Annotated in this window: 15 protein-coding genes and 1 pseudogene; 11 read left to right on the forward strand and 5 right to left on the reverse strand. The window is 69.3% G+C overall.

Annotation, left to right across the window (positions count from 1 at the left end; translation table 11 throughout):
- Nucleotides 1-55: 55 nt before the first annotated feature.
- The 3 genes from ACYVIP_RS32505 to ACYVIP_RS32515 form a co-directional block, all read right to left on the reverse strand.
- Nucleotides 56-400 carry a type II toxin-antitoxin system RelE/ParE family toxin gene (locus ACYVIP_RS32505; protein WP_460403342.1) on the reverse strand — a complete coding sequence of 115 codons (345 nt, stop codon included), beginning with the start codon at nucleotides 398-400 and terminating at the stop codon, nucleotides 56-58.
- A gap of 303 nt (nucleotides 401-703) precedes the next feature.
- A complete protein-coding gene (locus tag ACYVIP_RS32510) occupies nucleotides 704-1,108 on the reverse strand; it encodes a hypothetical protein (RefSeq protein ID WP_460403344.1) in 405 nt (134 codons plus the stop codon).
- A 150-nt stretch (nucleotides 1,109-1,258) separates the two neighbouring features.
- Nucleotides 1,259-2,476 (reverse strand): Fic family protein, encoded by a 1,218-nt coding sequence (locus ACYVIP_RS32515; RefSeq protein ID WP_460403346.1) that lies wholly within the window; start codon nucleotides 2,474-2,476, stop codon nucleotides 1,259-1,261.
- A 346-nt stretch (nucleotides 2,477-2,822) separates the two neighbouring features.
- Between ACYVIP_RS32515 and ACYVIP_RS32520 the strand changes: the two genes are divergently transcribed.
- Entirely contained in the window at nucleotides 2,823-3,683 is an 861-nt protein-coding gene (locus ACYVIP_RS32520) for an N-acetylmuramoyl-L-alanine amidase (RefSeq protein ID WP_460403348.1), read from the forward strand.
- A 3-nt stretch (nucleotides 3,684-3,686) separates the two neighbouring features.
- Here ACYVIP_RS32520 and ACYVIP_RS32525 read toward each other — a convergent pair whose 3' ends face one another.
- Nucleotides 3,687-4,706 (reverse strand): LacI family DNA-binding transcriptional regulator, encoded by a 1,020-nt coding sequence (locus ACYVIP_RS32525; RefSeq protein ID WP_460403350.1) that lies wholly within the window; start codon nucleotides 4,704-4,706, stop codon nucleotides 3,687-3,689.
- Between the two features lie 140 nt (nucleotides 4,707-4,846).
- Here ACYVIP_RS32525 and ACYVIP_RS32530 point away from each other — a divergent pair, with 140 nt between their 5' ends.
- From ACYVIP_RS32530 to ACYVIP_RS32565, 8 genes are all read left to right on the forward strand, one after another.
- Complete coding sequence (locus ACYVIP_RS32530; protein ID WP_460403352.1) at nucleotides 4,847-5,572, forward strand: cupin domain-containing protein; 726 nt, start codon at nucleotides 4,847-4,849, stop codon at nucleotides 5,570-5,572.
- 88 nt (nucleotides 5,573-5,660) lie between these two features.
- Entirely contained in the window at nucleotides 5,661-9,524 is a 3,864-nt protein-coding gene (locus tag ACYVIP_RS32535) for a ThuA domain-containing protein (protein WP_460403354.1), read from the forward strand.
- Between the two features lie 10 nt (nucleotides 9,525-9,534).
- Nucleotides 9,535-10,398: an ABC transporter permease gene (locus ACYVIP_RS32540; protein WP_460403356.1), complete on the forward strand. Its 864-nt coding sequence runs from the start codon at nucleotides 9,535-9,537 to the stop codon at nucleotides 10,396-10,398.
- A 12-nt stretch (nucleotides 10,399-10,410) separates the two neighbouring features.
- Nucleotides 10,411-11,436 carry an ABC transporter substrate-binding protein gene (locus ACYVIP_RS32545; protein ID WP_460403358.1) on the forward strand — a complete coding sequence of 342 codons (1,026 nt, stop codon included), beginning with the start codon at nucleotides 10,411-10,413 and terminating at the stop codon, nucleotides 11,434-11,436.
- Nucleotides 11,436-12,221 (forward strand): ABC transporter ATP-binding protein, encoded by a 786-nt coding sequence (locus ACYVIP_RS32550; protein WP_460403360.1) that lies wholly within the window; start codon nucleotides 11,436-11,438, stop codon nucleotides 12,219-12,221. Before ACYVIP_RS32545 ends, ACYVIP_RS32550 begins: the two co-directional genes overlap by 1 nt.
- 63 nt (nucleotides 12,222-12,284) lie before the next feature.
- Nucleotides 12,285-13,445: a Gfo/Idh/MocA family protein gene (locus tag ACYVIP_RS32555; RefSeq protein WP_460403362.1), complete on the forward strand. Its 1,161-nt coding sequence runs from the start codon at nucleotides 12,285-12,287 to the stop codon at nucleotides 13,443-13,445.
- A gap of 85 nt (nucleotides 13,446-13,530) precedes the next feature.
- Complete coding sequence (locus ACYVIP_RS32560) at nucleotides 13,531-14,697, forward strand: dihydrodipicolinate synthase family protein (RefSeq protein WP_460403364.1); 1,167 nt, start codon at nucleotides 13,531-13,533, stop codon at nucleotides 14,695-14,697.
- A 126-nt stretch (nucleotides 14,698-14,823) separates the two neighbouring features.
- Nucleotides 14,824-15,624, forward strand: a complete 801-nt coding sequence (locus ACYVIP_RS32565; protein WP_460403366.1) for a sugar phosphate isomerase/epimerase family protein — start codon at nucleotides 14,824-14,826, stop codon at nucleotides 15,622-15,624.
- A gap of 49 nt (nucleotides 15,625-15,673) precedes the next feature.
- Here ACYVIP_RS32565 and ACYVIP_RS32570 read toward each other — a convergent pair whose 3' ends face one another.
- Nucleotides 15,674-16,651 (reverse strand): glycoside hydrolase family 11 protein, encoded by a 978-nt coding sequence (locus ACYVIP_RS32570; protein ID WP_460403368.1) that lies wholly within the window; start codon nucleotides 16,649-16,651, stop codon nucleotides 15,674-15,676.
- Between the two features lie 202 nt (nucleotides 16,652-16,853).
- Between ACYVIP_RS32570 and ACYVIP_RS32575 the strand changes: the two genes are divergently transcribed.
- Nucleotides 16,854-17,516, forward strand: a complete 663-nt coding sequence (locus tag ACYVIP_RS32575; RefSeq protein ID WP_460403370.1) for an ABC transporter ATP-binding protein — start codon at nucleotides 16,854-16,856, stop codon at nucleotides 17,514-17,516.
- A pseudogene (locus tag ACYVIP_RS32580) lies at nucleotides 17,513-18,012 on the forward strand (hypothetical protein); the annotation flags it as partial. The gene ACYVIP_RS32575 and the pseudogene ACYVIP_RS32580, both read left to right, overlap by 4 nt.

Genomic DNA, 18,012 nt, shown 5'->3' on the forward strand with positions numbered 1-18,012 from the left:
CGCCAGTCATCTCCAGTATCGCCCGCAGGCGATAATTTCACCAGTCACAGGCGTGCTACTGCGACGCCCGCCACGTGCGCAGGCGGTCAACCGCCAGGTCGACCGCATCTTGATCTTTCTGCTTCTTCTTGCTGAAGAAGTGCAGCGCCAGCAGCACGAGGCCGTCATCGACCTCGGCATACAGCAGTCGGTAGCTGCGCTGTCGCAGGTTCAGCTTGAACTGGTGGACTCCGTCCCGAATGGGCTTCGTGTCCTTCGGGAGCGTTCGGCCCTCGGCGACGCGCGCCATGACCTCGTCCAGCTGACCGAGTTCGCCAAGCGTGAGCCCAGCCTTCTTGATCTCCTTGGCCACAGGCTCGCCGCCACCGGGCGGGCTGTAATACTGCCAAGTCCGGGTCACCCGGCCTCCTTGCGCACGCCCAACACGTCGGCATGCGCGAGACGTATGTTGAGCATCAAGATGGACCCGTGACCAAGCTGTCGAACATCAGAACGTGTCTGACCGTACCCTCTGGGTAACCGGTCTGGGCTATGGGGTGCCAGGCCGTGTCCGAGTAATCCGGGATCGGCGATGGCGGCGGTGATCGCTGCGGGTTCTCAGGCCGGGAGGATCGACGAACGCCCCCGGAGCTCTGGTCGTCCTGATCCTCGAACGCCGGGACCTGTCCGGCCGGCTCGATTTGGGGCGCGCTGACCTGCGCGCTTATCGGACCCGCGTCCAGATGCACTCCCCGGACGCTTCGAAGAACTCGCCGGGGTTGATCGTCACCGACCCCGGGCCTTCGAGGTTGGCGTTGGCGATGATCGACTTCAGTGCGCCGCTGTCGTCCGTGAGCCGGGCCCAGTAACAGGTGCCGATGACGTCACCTTCGGGCGGACCTGGGGTTTTGTACTGACCTGGCTGGATGTCGGCGCCCACCTCGTACGTGCCACTCGTGACGGTGGTCGCCGGTCCGGCGGGCGTCTCCGTCTCGTTCGCGGGCGCGCTCTCGGTCGTGTCCTCGGTCGACGGGTTGCGGGCGACTGCCAGCACGACGATGACGGCGAACAGGCCGACGATGACCCAGGGCCACCGGCGCTTCTTCTGCCGGGATTCCGGCGGCGGCACGGGCGGCGCCGGTTGGGGAAACTGGTCGGTCGGTTGTTGCGGAAAGTGGGGATGTAGTCGTTGTGATCGTTTCATGTACGAATGTCGTGTTGATCTTGTGAATCGTGACGGGGGTGTCCGCGCTGGTCATTTCGCTTGGTTAGCGGTCGGTCACTGATCGGTGGGGTCGCTCATGTCGGGAAGGTTGGCGCGGGCGGCGGGAAGAAATGCGTCCATGATTTCGATGTTGGGGAGATATCCGTTGTTGACTCGTCTGATCAGTCCCATCTGGGCGAGCCGGTTGAGATCCCGGGTGACGGTCTTCTCCTCCTTTGTGGCGTACAGCTCGGCCAGATCTACACTGAGGCGACGGATCTCCCGCCGCGTGGTCGGCCTGCCGGGTTCAAGCGTCAGCGCGAGCAGGCGACGTCGTTGCTGCGTTTTTCCGGCGGATTCGGTGTGGAAGCGCTCGTGCACGAAGTTGATCCAGGCGGTACTCCGTTGCATGGACTGGACTTCAAGAATCTGCTCGCGGAGCATGTCGACGAATCCCTGGGCGGAGTAGGCCACGAACTTGCGCACGTCCCGCGTTTTCGACGCCTCGTCGAGGCGTTGGTAGTACCGGCTGCGGGTCCGGTTGTAGTGATCCGAGAGGAGGTTGCTGGCCACCCATGGCACAACTCCGGAGTGTGCCAGGAGCGCGCATTCGAGCAGGCGGGCTGTTCGGCCGTTCCCGTCGCCGAACGGATGAATCCAGGCCAGATAGAGATGGCCGAGGACCGCGGCGAAGAACGACTGAAAGAACCGCTGGTCGTCCGGTGTGTTCGGATCGCGAATCGGCTCGATCCACTTGTTGAGCCATTCGCACAGTTTTTCCATCAGGTATGGAATGTCGGCCGGTGGCGCGCCCCGGTAGACGCTGCCCACCGCGAGCGGTGTGTCAGTGTACTCGCCAGGGGCGACATGCTCGGCGACCTCGAGGCTGTCGAGGATCCGGCGGTTCTGTTCCTTGATCCACTCAGGGGTCAGGCGCAGGGAGTCGCCGCGTCTGGCGGACTGGTCGATCCGGTTCAGTGCGGCGATGACGTTGTCGATCTCCTGCTGAAGGTACCTCTGCGAAGGGGGGAGCTGCTTGCGTTGATCACGAAGTTCGTGCACCTCCTCCTCGGTAAGGGTGTTGCCCTCGATGGCGGTGGTGGCGACCGCGCCCTTGACCAGGTAGACGCTCGCCAGGTGCTTGGCGAGGCCAGGTTGGAGTGGGGTGCCGGCGAGGTGCTGACATTTGGAGAACGCTTCGCCGAGCAGCGTGTGTGTCGGGTCGAACCGGGGGTCGTACCGAAAGGTGAGCCACGGGTGGGAGGTTTCGTACCGGCGAGCGTTCATGATCATCAACCTGGATTGTTGGTCGTATTTTGTCCAGGCAAGTGTCCCACATCCGGGGTGGCTTGCTGGTGTGTTGACCGGGGGGAACTGGTGTTCCGCTGGTTGTTGATGCCTTCATGACCAGGTCGCTGGGCGGCGCAGGCGATCGGTTGCTGTACGTAGCCGGATCATGGTTTCTGCGCATGTTTCATATACAGATATCGCGATTGCCGACTCAGCTGGGACAACTACCAGCCGTCAACGCCGAACATCACGAATGTGGCGAAAAAAATCGACTGAACTGCCCGTTCGTGTGCTACGTGTGTAGTGGAAGAACTACGTAGCGCTTTCACGCGAAGGGGGTTAACTCGTCATGGCGACCCTGAGCATCATCAGCAGAGCGCGTTGGGGAGCGCGCTACCAGCGCGGGTTCGGGCCGGCACCGCTGCCGGCACAGGAGGTGTGGCTGCACCACTCGGTGACCGGCGCACCAGCCGCCGATCTCGCCCTCGAGGCGGCCGCGATGCGCACCCTGGAGGACATCGGGCAGCAGCGGTTCGGCGGGGGCATCAGCTACACGTTCGCGGTCATGCCATCTGGCCGGGTCTACGAGGGCCACGGCGTCGACCGGCAGGGCGCGCACACCGCCAACCGCAACTCGATCGCGCGCGCGATCGTGCTCATCGGCAACTACGACACCCAGCCGGTCACCGGCCAGCAGATCACCGCGGTGGCCGCGTTGCTCCAGCACGGCCACGCCGTCGGCTGGTGGCGGGCGGCCCGGCTCAACGGTGGGCACCAGCAGGCGCCGGGCGCGCAGACCGCCTGCCCCGGCCGGCACGCGATGGCCGTCATCGGCCAGATGAACCAGCTCGCCGCCGGGCCTCCGGTCGGCGACGCGCCAGGAGAGGACGAGGACGAGGACATGGTCAGGTTCCTGAAGGGCGACAGCCGCACGCCGATCCCCGGGTCCGGTAACACCTACGGCGACGTCGTGTTCAAGGTCGAGTACGCCCACGAGTTCAACTCCATCGCGGTGCGCACCCGGGTCCCCAACCCGCGCGAGCCGGGCTTCCAGGCGTTCCTCGCCGCCGGCGGCAAGATCCACCAGGTGCCCCAGGCCGTCCTGGACGCCATTCCGGACAAGGCCTCGGCGCGTGACCTGCCGGACGAGACCGTCAGCGAAGAAGGCGACGAGTGGGCCAACTTCTGGGCACCGGCCGAGGCCGGCTGAGCCTCAGCCTGCCCGGGGTGGGGCGAGGGACTCGCGGTGGACCACCGTCGCGCCCGCCTCCTCCACCCTCGGGTTCGGGTGCTGGGCCTCCAGCGCCAGGCCGATGGCGCGCGCGCCGATCTCCACCAGCGGCAACCGGACCGTGGTCAGCGCCGGGGTCACGTCCTGGGCGATCGGCATGTCGTCGAAACCGACCACCGACACCTCCTCGGGCACCGCGACGCCCCGCGCGCGCAACACCGACAGCGCGCCGATCGCCATCGAGTCGTTCAGCGCGACGATCGCGGTCAGCTTCGGCTCGGCGTCCAGCAGCGCGGCGGTCGCCGCCGCGCCGCCGTCGCGGTCGAACTCGGCGTACTCGATCCGCCGCGCGGGCAGCGTGCGGCGGTACTCACGCGCCGCCCGGCGCAGGCCGGCCAGCCGGTCGGTCGTGGTGGTCAGCTGTTTGGGCGCGGCCACCACGCCGATGTGCCTGTGGCCCGCCTCGAAGATCTCCCGGCCGATCAGGTAGGCGCCCTGCTCGTTGGCCGGCATCACCGCGTCCCCGGCCAGCTTGTGCCGGCCGACCACCGAGACTCGCCCGCCGGTGGCCATGTAGGCGCTCAGCTTGGCGTTGAGTGACTTGGTGAACGCCGGATCGTGGTACCCGGAACCCGCGAGGATGATCGCCTCGACCTGGTGGGCGCGCAGCAGCTCGACGTACTCCAGCTCCCGCTCGGGGTCGCGGTAGGAGTTGCAGATGATCACCAGCCGGTCGTGTTCGCTGGCCACCCGCTGCAGTCCTCGGGTGATCTCGGCGAAATAGGGATCGGACACGTCGTGCACGATCACGCCCACCGTCGTCCGGTGGGACCGGGCGAGCAGCTGGGCGTGCGCGTTCGGCACGTACTGCAGTTCCTGGACCGCGCGCAGCACCCGTTCCCGCAGTTCCTCGGAAACGATCTTGGGACTGCCGTTCACGATCCGCGAGACCGTCGCCGCGGACACCCCGGCGCGTCGCGCGACATCGGCGAGCGTGGCCATGTCGCACCTACCTTCACGTTGACGCCCGGCTCCTGCGGGCCTAGCGTCAGATTACAAGGAAAGCCCTTTCCTCGCGCCAGGAGGCGGCCTGTGGGCACGAAAGTGTATGTGATCTCGGCCGACGAACCGGGGGCGGCTCGATGAGTGACCCGTTACCAGGAGGCGTCGGCCTGTCCCGGCTGTGCGTGTACGACACGGTCACCCCCGACGGCCGCCCTGGCGGCACCCCCCACCTGCACCTGTGCTGCACCGAAGCCTACGTGGTGACCGCCGGCAAGGGTGCCGTGCAGACCCTCTCCGGCAACGGCTTCGCCGAGCACGAACTGGTCCCCGGCACCGTCCTGTGGTTCACCCCGGGCACCGTGCACCGGCTGATCAACCTCGGCGGCCTGGACATCGTCGTGGTCATGGCCAACTCCGGCCTGCCGGAGGCGGGCGACGCCGTGTTCACCTTCCCGCCCGAGGTCCTGCGCGATCCCGAGCGGTACGCCACGGCGGCGACGCTGCCCGGCGGCGGCGCCCCCGGCACCGACGTCGGCACCGCCTACACCAGGCGCGACCTGGCCATCGAGGGCTTCATGCAGCTCCGGGAGGCCGTCGAGCGGGACGGCCCGCGCGCGATGGCCCAGCTGTACGAGGCGGCCGTCGCGCTCAAGCGACCGCTGCTCGACGCCTGGCGCAACCGCTGGGAGAACGGCGCCTTCCGGGTCGCCCAGCTCACCGGGGTGCACCTGGACGCGCTCGGCCGGGGCGACCCCGGCCACCTGCGCGACGCCAGGGTGCACGCCATCGCGCAGCCGTCCGAGCGCGGCCGGCTGGGCATGTGCGGACTGCTGGACACCTACCTGCCGCCGGTCGAAGAGTAACGGGAAAGCCCTTGCCTGAGGGGGCGGTGCGCAATAGAGTCGCAGGAAAGCGCTTGCCTGGCAGTGTGGCCCTCGGCAGGAGGATGTCGTGCGCAACCGGTCCATCGTCATCACGTTCGTGTTGTCCCTGGTCATCGGCACTTTTGTCACCGCCCAACCGGCTGTGGCACAGGCCCGGTTCTCGGTGTTGGTCTTCTCCAAGGTCAACGGCTTCTACCACGACTCCATCCCGGCGGGACAGCAGGCGATCACCGAGCTCGGCGCGGAACACGGCTTCGACGTCACCGTCTCCGACGACCCGGCGCTGTTCACCGACGACGGGCTGGCCCCGTTCGACGCGGTGGTCTTCAACAACACCAACAGCCGCAACGGCGCCATCCTCGACCCGGCCCAGCGCGCCGCGTTCGAGCGCTACATCCGCGCGGGCGGCGGCTACACCGGCGTGCACTCCGCCAGCGGCACCGAGTACGACTGGCCGTGGTACGGCGAGCTGATGGGCGCGTTCTTCAAGGTGCACCCGGCCGTCCAGCCGGTGGCCATCCAGGTCGACGACCGCGACCATCCGTCCACAAAGGACCTACCGCAGGTGTGGGAGCGCACCGAAGAGCCATACGACTTCGTGGCCAACCCGCGCGGCTCGGTGCACGTGCTGGCCAGCTTCGACGTCCGCAGCTACACCGGCCACACCATGGGCGCCGACCACCCGATCAGCTGGTGCCAGGACTTCGACGGCGGCCGCTCCTGGTACACCGGCCTCGGGCACGACCCGTCGGCGTTCGACGAGCCGCTGTTCCGCACCCACCTGCTCGGCGGCATCGAATGGGCGGCCGGCGCGGCGGCTGGCGACTGCGGCCCGACCGAGGACAACCGCTGGCGCAAGACCCTGCTCGAGGCCGACACCGACGACCCGCTGGACCTGGAGATCGACTCGAAGGGTCGGGTCTTCTACATCCAGCGCCAGGGCTGGGTGAAGGTCTACGACCCGGCGGTCGGCTACAGCCACGAGGCCGGCCGGCTCAACGTGCTGGTCAACCACACCCACGGCATGCACGGTCTGGTGCTGCACCCCGACTTCGACGAGAACGGCTTCATCTATCTCTACTACTCGCCCGCGGACAAAGGGGTGAACCGCCTGTCCAGGTTCACCTTCGACGAGTCCGCGATGAAGATCGACCCCACGAGCGAGGTCGTGCAGTTCGAGTTCTTCTCCCAGCGCGAGATCAACGCCCACGAGGGCGGCGGGATGGCCTTCGACAGCCACGGCAACCTCTATCTGGCCACCGGCGACAACGCCGACCCCTGCTGCGAGGGCTACGCGCCGATCGACGAGCGCGCCGGCCGGCAGAACCAGGACGCGCAGGGCACCTCGGCCAACACCAACGACCTGCGCGGCAAGATCCTGCGGATCCACCCCGAGGACGACGGCACCTACACGATCCCCGAAGGCAACCTGTTCTCGCCCGGCACGGACAAGGCCCGCGCGGAGATCTACGTGATGGGGCTGCGCAACCCCTACCGGATCCACATCGACCAGGAGACCGACTGGCTCTACTGGGGCGAGGTCGGCCCGGACGCGCGGGCGGACAACCCGGCAAGGGGACCCAAGGGGCACGACGAGTTCAACCTGGCCAAGTCGGCCGGCAACTTCGGCTGGCCACTGTGTATCGCGGACAACCAGGCCTATGTGGAGTACGACTTCGACACCGGTGTCTCCGGCGCGCCATACGACTGCGCGAACGGGCCGGTGAACAACTCGCCCAACAACACCGGCCTCACCCAACTCCCGCCAGCACAGCCCGCCTGGCTGCCCTACCCCTACGACGCCTCCACGCAGTGGCCGGAACTGGGCACCGGCGGCCGGCTGGCGGTCGGTGGGCCGAAGTACCACTACGACCCCGACCTCGAGTCCGAGACCAAACTGCCGGCCTACTACGACGACTCGGTGTTCATCGCCGACTGGACCCGCAACGCCATCTTCGAGGTGAAGGACGGCGAGGCGGGCGAGGCGTTGTCCATCAACAGGTTCCTGCCCAACGAGCCGTTCCTGCGGCCGATGGACATGGAGATCGGGCCGGACGGCGCGCTCTACCTGATCGAGTGGGGTTCCAACTACGGCGGCTCCGGGCGCGGCGACCCGAACTTCGACTCGGCGCTCTACCGGATCGACTACCTCCGGCCGGGTGACCGGGCGCCCAGCGCGGCGGCCGGGGCGACCCCGTCGTCGGGCGCGGCGCCGCTGCGGGTCCAGTTCGCCAACACCTCGGCCGACCCCGACGATGGCCAGGAACTGGGCCACGCCTGGGACTTCGACGGCGACGGCACCACCGACGCCACCGACGTGCAGCCGGTGCACACCTACACCGAGAACGGCGAGTACACCGCGACGCTGACCGTCACCGACGAGACCGGGCGCACCGACTCGACCGAGATCCGGGTCACCGTCGGCAACACCGCGCCGGAGGTCACCCTGGAGTCCCCTGTGGACGGTCAGGTCTTCGACTGGGGCGTGCCGATCCCGCTGACCGTCGACGTGGCCGACATCGAGGACGGGTTCACCGAGGACGGCACGATCGGCTGCCGCGAGGTGGAAACCGAGTACGGGCTGCGCCACGCCAGGCAGGACCACCCGATGGGCAGGCGGACCGGCTGTACCGGTCCGGTGGAGACGGTGATCGACGAGACGCACACCACGGCCGAGGACGTCGAGTACTACGTCGAGTCGTCCTATGCGGACACCGGCGGGCTGACGCGCACCGACCGGGCCGTGCTGCAACCGAGGACCAAGCAGGCCGACCACTACGACAGCGCCAACGGCGTGCGGATCGTCGGCAACACCGCGGACGGCGTCAGCGCCGGCCTGGTCGGCCAGATCCACCACGGCGACTGGGTGAGCTACACCCCGGTGAACCTCACGGGCGTGCCGCTGCTCCGCTTCCGGGTGGCCAGCCAGGCCAACGGCGGCACGATCGAGATCCGCCAGGACGAGCCGACCGGCCCGCTGCTCGGCAGCGTCGCGGTCCCGGTGACCGGCGGCGGCACGACCTGGACCGAGGTGACCGCGCCGGTCACCGACCCCGGCGGCACGCACGAGCTGTTCCTGGTGTTCACCAACCCGGCGACCACCGGCACGCTGTTCAACCTCGACCGGTTCGAGTTCGGCTCCCAGGTGGAACTGGCGAACCTGACGCTGCCGGCGCCGATCTCGGCCGGCGACGCCGGGCACGCGGAGGTCGACCTGGTCAACGACACCAACCGGCGGGTCACCGCGACCGTCGGGCTGGACGTGCCGGCGGAGTGGACCCAGACCCCGGTCCGGGTCGAGGTGCCACGGCACCAGACCGTGCGGGTGCGGATCCGGTTCACCTCACCGGAACCCGGCGCGGTGACCGGTCCGCTGCTGGAGGCGCGGCTGTCCGCGACCGCCACCGCGACCGGTGGCGTGCGAGTGGCCGGCCGGGCGAGCGCGACGAGCTATCTGGCGCCGTCGACCAAGCGTGCCGTGTACTCGCTGGACGCGGGTTCGCCGGAAAGCCAGCCGCAGCAGGGATACCAGCGACTCGACCCGACCACCGGCTACTCGGCGCAGACCGGGTTCGGCTGGGTGGCGGCGACCGGGCTGGAGTCCCGCGACCGCGGCGCGCCGGACGCGTTGCGCGGGGACATGGTGACCTCGCAGGGCCCGGCGACCCTGCGGTTGACGATCCCGGCGGGCGCGCACACGGTGTCGTTGCTGCGCGGGGACTCCCAGTTCGCCGCCCAGCCCATCGTGGTCACCGTCGACGGCGAGCGGGTGGTGGACGGCGGGGTGCCGGTGGCGACCAACCGCTGGGGCTGGGATCAGTTCACTGTGGACGGTGGGCCGGCTGGCCGCACGGTAGACGTCACGTTCGGCATCGACGTAGCGCAGTACTGGCGGATCAACGCGGTCATCGTGGAGAAGGTGGTGGCCTAGAGTGTCCAGCATGGTGACGTCCAAGGACGTACAACCAACCAACCGGTCGGCGCCGACGACCCCGGGGCGCCGACGCGATCTCGGCGCGCGGCTGCTGCGCTTCCTCGACGCGTTGTGGCGACCGGCGATCCTGCTCGGGGCGCTGTTCTTCCTCTGGTGGTTCGCCAGCGCGCGGGAGTGGATGCCGCACTACCTGGTGCCGACCCCCGGCCAGGTGTGGGACACGATGGCCAACGACTGGTCGTCGTTGATGTACCACTCCTACGTCACGCTCTACGAGACGGTCATCGGGTTCGTGTTCGCCAGCGTGCTCGGGCTGGCCACCGCGGTGCTGATCGTGTACTCGCCGTCGATGGACAAGGCGCTGTACCCGATCGTGCTGTTCGCACAGGTGATCCCGAAGATCGCCATCGCGCCGCTGTTGGTGGTGTGGTTCGGCAACGGGCTGACGCCCAAGATCCTGCTGGCGGTGCTGATCGCGTTCTTCCCGGTCGTCGTCTCCGGGGTCGCCGGGTTGCGCTCGACCGACCCGGAGCTGCTCGAGCTGTCCGCCACCATGGGCGCCTCCCGCTGGCAGACCTTCCGCAAGATCCGCTTCCCCAACGCGTTGCCGCACCTGATGGCCGGCGAGAAGGTGGCGGTGACCCTCGCGGTGGTCGGTGCGGTGGTCGGCGAGTTCGTCGGCGCCAGTGAGGGTCTTGGCTACACCTTGTTGATAGCCAACGGAAATCTGGACTCGGCGATGCTGTTCGCCGCGCTGTTCCTGATGTCGCTGATCGGCATCCTGCTGTTCGTGGTGGTCGAGGTGGTGGAGGCGCTGCTGATCCCGTGGCACGCCAGCCGCCGTGCGACCACCCCGCTCACGACCTCCTGAAAGGGCTTGTACATGAACGCCAAGCGCATTCTTCTCGGCTTCTCGGCCGCGGTCCTGGTGCTCGGCGCCTGCGCACCCGGCGGCGCGTCGGAGTCCGGCCAGGGCGGCGACGCGCCCGCCGACGCCGACAAGGTGACGCTGACCCTGAACTGGGTGCCCTACGGCGAGCACGCGCCCTTCTACTACGGCGTCGACCAGGGCTTCTACGCCGACGAGGGCATCGACCTGGAGATCAAGCCGGGCAACGGTTCCGGCACCACCATCCAGGCCGTCGCCCAGGACCAGACCACGTTCGGCTGGGCGGACACCCCGCCGCTGCTCAAGGGGATCGCCACCGGCATGCCGGTCAAGAGCGTCGGGGTGTTCCTGCAGAAGGGCCCGGCGTCGCTGGAGTTCCTGTCCGACCAGAACATCACCAAGCCGCAGGACCTCAAGGGCAAGACCGTCGGCGGCACCCCGGGGGACGCGATGTACGCGACGTTCCCCGCGTGGCTCAAGGCCAACGGGCTGACCGCGAACGACGTCACCGTGGTGAACATGGACGCGGCCAACAAGATCGCGCAGCTGGCCGAGGGCCAGGTGGACGCGATCATGGGCTTCTTCCACGACCAGGGCCCGACGATCGAGGCGCGCACCGGCAAGCAGGTCGACTACCTGCTCTACGCCGACTCCGGGCTGAACATGCTCGGCACCGGCATCGTGGCCAGCGAGAAGACCCTGTCGGAGAACGCGGAACTGGTCACCAGGTTCGTCCGGGCGACGCAGAAGTCCTGGGCGGAGGCGGTCAAGGACATCCCCGGCGCGGCGCAGGCGATGGCCGACCTGGCGGAGAACGAGCCGCCGCAGGAGGTGCTGACCCAGCAGCTCGAGCTGGCCGAACCGTTGCTGCAGCTGGACAGTGCCGGCGCGCCCGGGGTGAACACCGAGGAGCAGTGGACCGACACCATCGGCCTGATGTCGCAGTACGCCGAGCTGGCCGACGCCGGTGAGCCGGCGACCTACTGGGACGGCAGCCACGCGGCCGAGTCGGGGTCGTGATGACCCCCACGCTCACCGGCACGGCGGTCGACGTCGCCGGCCTGACCGTCCGCTTCCGGTCCAAGCGATCGGCCACCACCGCGCTGGACGACGTCACCATGCAGGTCGAGGCGGGCGAGTTCATCAGCATCGTCGGCCCGTCCGGCTGCGGGAAGTCCACGCTGCTCAAGGTGATCGCCGGGCTGGTGGCGCCGACCACGGGCACGGTGCGCCTGCTCGACGAGCCGGTCGCCGGGCCCCGGCAGAACATCGGCTTCGCCTTCCAGCGCGCGGCGTTGCTGGAGTGGCGCGGGGTGCGCAAGAACATCCTGCTGCAGGCGGAGATGCGCGGCATGGACAAGGCGCACGCGGCGGCCAGGGCGGCCGAGCTGATTGAGCTGACCGGCCTGTCCGGATTCGAGGAGGCGTTGCCGCACGAGCTGTCCGGCGGCATGCAGCAGCGGGTGGCGCTGTGCCGCGCGCTGCTGCACGAGCCGCCGGTGCTGCTCATGGACGAGCCGTTCGGCGCGCTGGACGCACTCACCCGTGAGCAGCTCAACGCCGAGCTGAACCGGATCTGGCGGGAGACCGGCACGACGATCCTGCTGGTCACCCACTCGATCGCGGAGGCGGTCTTCCTCGGCACCCAGGTGGTGGTGATGAGCCAGCGGCCGGGCAGGCTGTTGCGCACGCTGAACGTCGACCTGCCGAGGGACCGGGACTACGCGCAGGTGATGACCGATCCCGTGTTCGGCACGCTCACCCGGGAGATCCGCGAAATGCTCGGCTCGGCCAACAGTCACTGAGTTCACAGTCACCGAGTTCACAGTCACCGAGTTCACAGTCACGGAGTTCAGAGGGAGTCCCGCATGACCAACAGCCCCGAGCGGCGACCGATCGGCGTCGTGCTCAACGGCGTGACCGGGCGCATGGGCTACCGGCAGCATCTGGTCCGGTCGCTGCTGGCCATTCGCGCCGATGGCGGCCTGCCGTTGGCCGACGGCACGGTGCTGTGGCCGGAACCGGTGCTGGTCGGGCGCAACGAGCAGAAGCTCGCCGACATCGCCACGCGGCACGGGTTGACCGACTGGACCACCGACCTGGACGCCGCGCTGCACCGCGACGACGTCGAGATCTACTTCGACGCGCTCACCACCCAGCGGCGGGAGAAGGCGGTCGCGGCGGCGATCGAGGCCGGCAAGCACATCTACAGCGAGAAGCCGGTGGCCGCCGACCTGGACGGCGCGCTGGCGCTGGCCCGCGCGGCCGACGCGGCCGGGGTCAAGGTCGGCGTGGTGGCCGACAAGATCTTCCTGCCGGGGCTGATGAAGCTCAAGCGGTTGGTGGACAGCGGGTTCTTCGGTCAGGTGCTCTCGGTGCGCGCGGAGTTCGGCTACTGGGTGTTCGAGGGTGACTGGCAGCCGGCGCAGCGGCCGTCGTGGAACTACCGGCGCGAGGACGGCGGTGGCATGGTGCTGGACATGTTCCCGCACTGGCACTACGTGCTCGAGCACCTGTTCGGCCGGGTGAACGCGGTGCAGTGCGTCACCGCGACGCACATCCCGCGCCGGTGGGACGAGGAGGGCAGGGAGTACGCGGCGACCGCGGAGGACGCGGCGTACGCGATCTTCGAGCTGGCCGGCGGGGTCATCGCGCAGTTCAACTCGTCCTGGTGTGTGCGGGTGGCCCGCGACGAGCTGGTCGAGTTCCAGGTGGACGGCACGCACGGCAGCGCGGTCGCCGGTCTGCGCAACTGCCGGGCGCAACCGAGGACCGCGACCCCGCGCCCGGTGTGGGACCCGGACCTGCCGGCGAACGTCGACCAGCGCGGCGACTGGGCGACGGTCCCGGACAACGAGGTGTTCGGCAACGGCTTCCGTGTCCAGTGGGAGAAGTTCCTGCGCCACGTGGTGGCCGACGAGCCGTTCCCCTGGGACCTCTACGCCGCCGCCCGCGGCGTCCAACTGGCCGAACTGGGCCTGAAAGCGGCCGCCGAGGGCAACCGCCAGGTCATCCCGGAGCTGACGTGACCGTGTCCCAACGCAGCGAAGGGTCCCTTCACTGCACCCAGCGCAGCGAAGGGACCCTTCGCTGCGTTCGGTGGGGGGTGGGGGGATGACCTCGGTCAGGTTGCCTGGGGGGCGGGTTTATCGGGTTCGGGGGCCGGGGCCGGCCGCGGGTTCGGGGGCGGTGGGGGCGGCGCGGAGTCGGGTCGCTTATGCGGCGGCGCACGTGGTGGCCGATCCCTTGGCGGAGAACGTGGCGGGGGCGCCGGCGGTGTTGGACTGGGACGCGACGTTGGCGTTTCGGCATCACCTGTGGCGCAACGGGTTCGGGGTCGCGGAGGCGATGGACACCGCGCAGCGGGGGATGGGGCTCGACTATCCGGCGGTGCGCGAGCTGGTGCGGCGGAGCGCGGCCGAGGCCCGGTCGGCAGGCGGGCGGATCGTCGCCGGGGTGGCCACCGACCAGCTGCCACCTGGCCCGGCGACCCTGCCGGCGGTACTGGACGCCTACCGCGCGCAGCTCGCCGACGTGATCGAGGCCGGCGCGGTACCGGTGCTGATGTGCAGCCGCCACCTGGTGACCGCCGCCAGCGGCCCGCACGACTACCTCGCGGTCTACTCCACCCTGCTCGCCGAGGCGGACGTCCCGGTGCTGGTGCACTGGCTCGGGCCGATGTTCGACCCCGCGCTCGCCGGCTACTGGGGAACCTCCGATGTGGACGAAGCGGCCGAACACGTGCTCGCGCTGCTGAAGGAACACGCCGCGAAGATCGACGGCATCAAGGTCTCCCTGCTGGACGCCGACTTCGAGATCCGGCTGCGCCGCAGGCTCCCACCCGGCGTGCGGATGTACACCGGCGACGACTTCAACTACCCCACGCTGATCGCCGGCGACGAGCACGGCCACTCCGACGCGCTGCTCGGCGTGTTCGCCGCGCTCGCCCCGGTCGCCGGCCCCGCGCTGCACCGACTCGACGCCGGCGACGTCGCCGGCTTCCGGTCCATACTGGACCCCACGGTTCCGTTGGCCAGGCACCTGTTCGCCGCGCCGACCCAGTTCTACAAGACCGGGATCGTGTTCCTGGCCTGGCTTTCCGGCCATCAGGAGCACTTCACCATGGTCGGCGGCCTGCAGTCGGGCCGCTCGGCCACCCACTGCGCCAGGCTGCTCGTGCTCGCCGACGAGGCCGGCCTGCTGCCCGACCCCGAACTGGCCGCGGCCCGTGCCCGCGCGTACTTCACCACGGCCGGCGTTGCCCAACGAGGACCCGAATGAGGTAACCATGCGACACAGCAGCCGGCGCAGGCCCGGGGCTCTTCGTCGAGCCGGCTGGGGCCGTGCCCGAGGTGTTCTCAGTTCCCTCTATCCGGGTGGCGGCGCCGCCCGTTCTGGTGGTGACGCATGAGTTTGACGAGGTTCTCGTTCAACCAGGCGACGGCGAAGTTCTGGCCGCTGCCCGAGGTGATCGCCGGCTGTGCCGCGGCCGGGGTGTCCTCGGTCGGGCTGTGGCGCGAACCGGTCCGGGACTACGGCCTCGCGCGCACCGCGGCACTGCTCCGCGATGCCGGGCTGACCGTGAGCTCCCTGTGCCGCGGCGGTTTCTTCGGCGACGAGGACTGGCTGGCCGACAACCGGCTGGCCATCGACGAGGCGGCGGAGTTGGGGGCGCCGGCCGTGGTGCTGGTCTGCGGCGGCCTCGGTGGACGGTCACTCGAGTCGGCGCGGGCTCGAGTGGCCGCCGGCCTGGAGGCGCTGACGCCGCACGCGCTGGCGGCCGGGGTGCGGTTGGCGATCGAGCCGATGCACCCGATGTTCGCCGCCGACCGCAGCGTGGTCACCACGTTGACCGGCGCGCTGTCGCTGGCCGAGCCGTTCCCGCCGGAAGCGGTTGGCATCACCCTGGACACCTATCACGTGTGGTGGGACGAGCGGGTCTTCGAGCTGATCGCGGCGGCGGGCGACCGGATCGCGAGCTTCCAGCTGGCCGACTGGATCCTGCCGCTGCCGGCGGACGTGCTGGTGGGTCGGGGGCTGCCCGGCACCGGGCACGTCGAGTTCCCGAAGTTCCTGCGCGCGGTGGCCGACACGGGGTACACCGGGCCGATCGAGGTCGAGGTGTTCAACGCGGAGCTGTGGTCGCGGCCGGGCAAGGAGGTCCTCGCCGACACCATCGCCGCCTACCTGGCGGTCACCGAGGGCTGAGCACCGCGCCGCACCCGGCGCGGTGCGGCGCGGTGTTTCTCGGGGTGGGTCAGCCCGAGCCACAGGAGACCGACGGCCAGTTCCAGTTGCCGTTGGCCTGAACGGTCACCCCCCAGTTGTTGCCGTTCCCGTTGGGTCTGGCGACCAGCTGTTGGGCGGACGGGTAGGTGGCGCTGATGTTCCAGGTGGCGATGATCTTGGCCGGGGACGGCACGTTCATCGTCACCGCCCAGTTGCTCGAGCCGGAGACCGAGACGTTGAGGTTGTACCGGTCGCTCCACCGATCACCGGCCGACAGGCTGGCCGTGCAGTTGCCCGGCTGGGGGTCGGGGTCGGGGTTGCCGCCGCCGGTGCCGTCGACGGTGATGTTGGAGTTGCCGCTGCTCTGGTAGCCCTCGGTCGCCATGATCATGTAGTGGTGGCTGGAGCCGAGGTTCATGCCGTTGCGGGCCCACGCGTCGAAGTGGTTGCCGGCGGTGATGGTGCCGCCGGTGCGCTTGGACTGCCGGACGCTCCAGAACTGGGGGAAGGTCTGGGTGCCGTCGATGGACGGCGCGTTGTATCGCATGGTCCGGTAGATGTCGTAGGTGCCGCCGTCGCTGGTGACCGTGCCCTTGTAGTCGCCGGTCGGGCGGTAGTCGCCCCAGCTGTCGACGATGTAGTACTCGACGAGCGAGTTCCTGGTCCAGCCGTAGAGGGTCAGGTAGGCGTTGCCGGAGGGGTTGAAGCTGCCCGAGTAGGTGACCGATCGGCGGCTGCCGGTCGCCCAGCCCTTGCCGGCGACGAAGTTCCCGGTGTTGCGCCAGGAGGTGGTGTAGTTGCCGCCGGAGCCGAGGTCCATGGAGACCGTGCCCTGGGCGTCGGTCCAGAAGGAATAGAAGTAGCCGTTGTGGGTGCCGGTCTGGTTGGTGTCGATAGCCGCCGCGGTGCCTGGCACGGTCGCGGTGACCACGAACAGCAGCGCGGCGAAGACCCGGCCGAAAATCAGTCGGCCGGTGCGTCTCTTCTGGTGGGCAGGGGAGTTCATGCGTGCGCCTCCTCGTTGAGGGCGGCCTGTCAATGCAGAAAGTATCGATACGACTCCCGATGGTTGTCAATTATTTTCGGTGGTGTTGCGAGAGCCTTTCGGTTTGTAGAACTGGAAAGGGGTCACCGGAGCGATCAAGATGGCGAACCGCGTTCCCGAAATTTTCGGAAGATTTGTTGCCGTCCGTAGTCGGTGTCGACGCGTGGCTAAGCTCGGGCGGGTGGGTAACCTCGCCGATGCCCGGCCAGCCGCCCGGCCCATGAGCGTCCTCGCCAACGGCCTGGGCATGGTGGCCGGTGAGCACTGGCTGTTTCGGGACCTGAACCTCGACCTGCCGGCCGGCAGCTGCCTCGTCCTCGCCGGGGCCAACGGCAGCGGCAAGTCCACCCTGCTGAGCTGTCTCTACGGCCTGCGCCACCCCACCGAGGGCACCGTCGAGGTCGCCGGCCGCGAACCGGACGAACGCGACCCCCACTTCCGCCGCGACGTCGCGGTGCTGCTCGACGACTCCGACCTGTTCGCCGAACTGTCGACCCGGCAGCACCTGGAACTCCTCCTGGAGAGCTTCGACGCCCCCGACGACCCGGACGACTGGCTGCGCGCCGCCGGCCTCGGCGAGCGCGCCGACGTGCACGCCTACCACCTCTCCGCCGGCCAGCGCCGCCGGCTGCTGCTGCTCGGCGCCATCGCCCGCCCCCACCAGGTGCTCCTGCTCGACGAACCGGAACGCGCCCTGGACGTACAGGGCAAGGAGTGGCTCGCCGACATCGTCGCCGCCGAGCGCGACCAGGGCCGCACGATCGTGCTGGCCACCCACCACCCACCCCTGCTCGACCTCGCCGACCAGGTGATCACGCTCGGATGAGGGCCTTCGCCACCCGGTGGCTCACCGGCGACGAGCGCACCATCGGCGCGGTGCTGGCCATCGGCGTCCTGGTCATGGCCTTCTTCCGGCTCGACCGGGTGCGCGAGATCATCGGCGTCGCGCCCGCCGCCGACCTCGCGCTCGCGCTGGTGCTCGTCACCATCGCGCTCGCCTGGTGGTCGATGCTGCCGCGTAGCTTCGTCTGGCTCGATCCCGCCGTGCTGACCTGGCAGCACACCGTCGACCGGGACCGGATCCTCGCCCGCAGGCTGGCCGGTGGCTGGTTGGCCAGGATGCTCGCCGTCGGCTACCTGCTGGCCCTGCTCGCCGCGGTCGTCGGGCTCAGCAGGCCCTGGGTCCTGGCCGGCACCGCCGTGCTGGTGGCCGCCGGCCTGATCGACCTCGGCGCGGTCCGCCGCCGGCGTCGCGGCGCCACGGTCGAGGCGCTGGCCGTGCTCACGCTCGCGGTGCTCGCGGTGGCGCTGCGGCCGGGGCC

Source organism: Actinophytocola sediminis, from assembly GCF_054779715.1.

Bases quoted from the DNA above. Each gene is read 5' to 3' on its own strand.
- ACYVIP_RS32525 (WP_460403350.1), bottom strand. From the start codon at position 4,706: ATGGCCACGCTCGCCGATGTCGCGCGACGCGCCGGGGTGTCCGCGGCG.
- ACYVIP_RS32570 (WP_460403368.1), bottom strand. From the start codon at position 16,651: ATGAACTCCCCTGCCCACCAGAAGAGACGCACCGGCCGACTGATTTTC.
- ACYVIP_RS32560 (WP_460403364.1), top strand. From the start codon at position 13,531: ATGACCTCGGTCAGGTTGCCTGGGGGGCGGGTTTATCGGGTTCGGGGG.
- ACYVIP_RS32540 (WP_460403356.1), top strand. From the start codon at position 9,535: ATGGTGACGTCCAAGGACGTACAACCAACCAACCGGTCGGCGCCGACG.
- ACYVIP_RS32545 (WP_460403358.1), top strand. From the start codon at position 10,411: ATGAACGCCAAGCGCATTCTTCTCGGCTTCTCGGCCGCGGTCCTGGTG.
- ACYVIP_RS32550 (WP_460403360.1), top strand. From the start codon at position 11,436: ATGACCCCCACGCTCACCGGCACGGCGGTCGACGTCGCCGGCCTGACC.
- ACYVIP_RS32555 (WP_460403362.1), top strand. From the start codon at position 12,285: ATGACCAACAGCCCCGAGCGGCGACCGATCGGCGTCGTGCTCAACGGC.
- ACYVIP_RS32515 (WP_460403346.1), bottom strand. From the start codon at position 2,476: ATGATCATGAACGCTCGCCGGTACGAAACCTCCCACCCGTGGCTCACC.
- ACYVIP_RS32565 (WP_460403366.1), top strand. From the start codon at position 14,824: ATGAGTTTGACGAGGTTCTCGTTCAACCAGGCGACGGCGAAGTTCTGG.
- ACYVIP_RS32530 (WP_460403352.1), top strand. From the start codon at position 4,847: ATGAGTGACCCGTTACCAGGAGGCGTCGGCCTGTCCCGGCTGTGCGTG.
- ACYVIP_RS32520 (WP_460403348.1), top strand. From the start codon at position 2,823: ATGGCGACCCTGAGCATCATCAGCAGAGCGCGTTGGGGAGCGCGCTAC.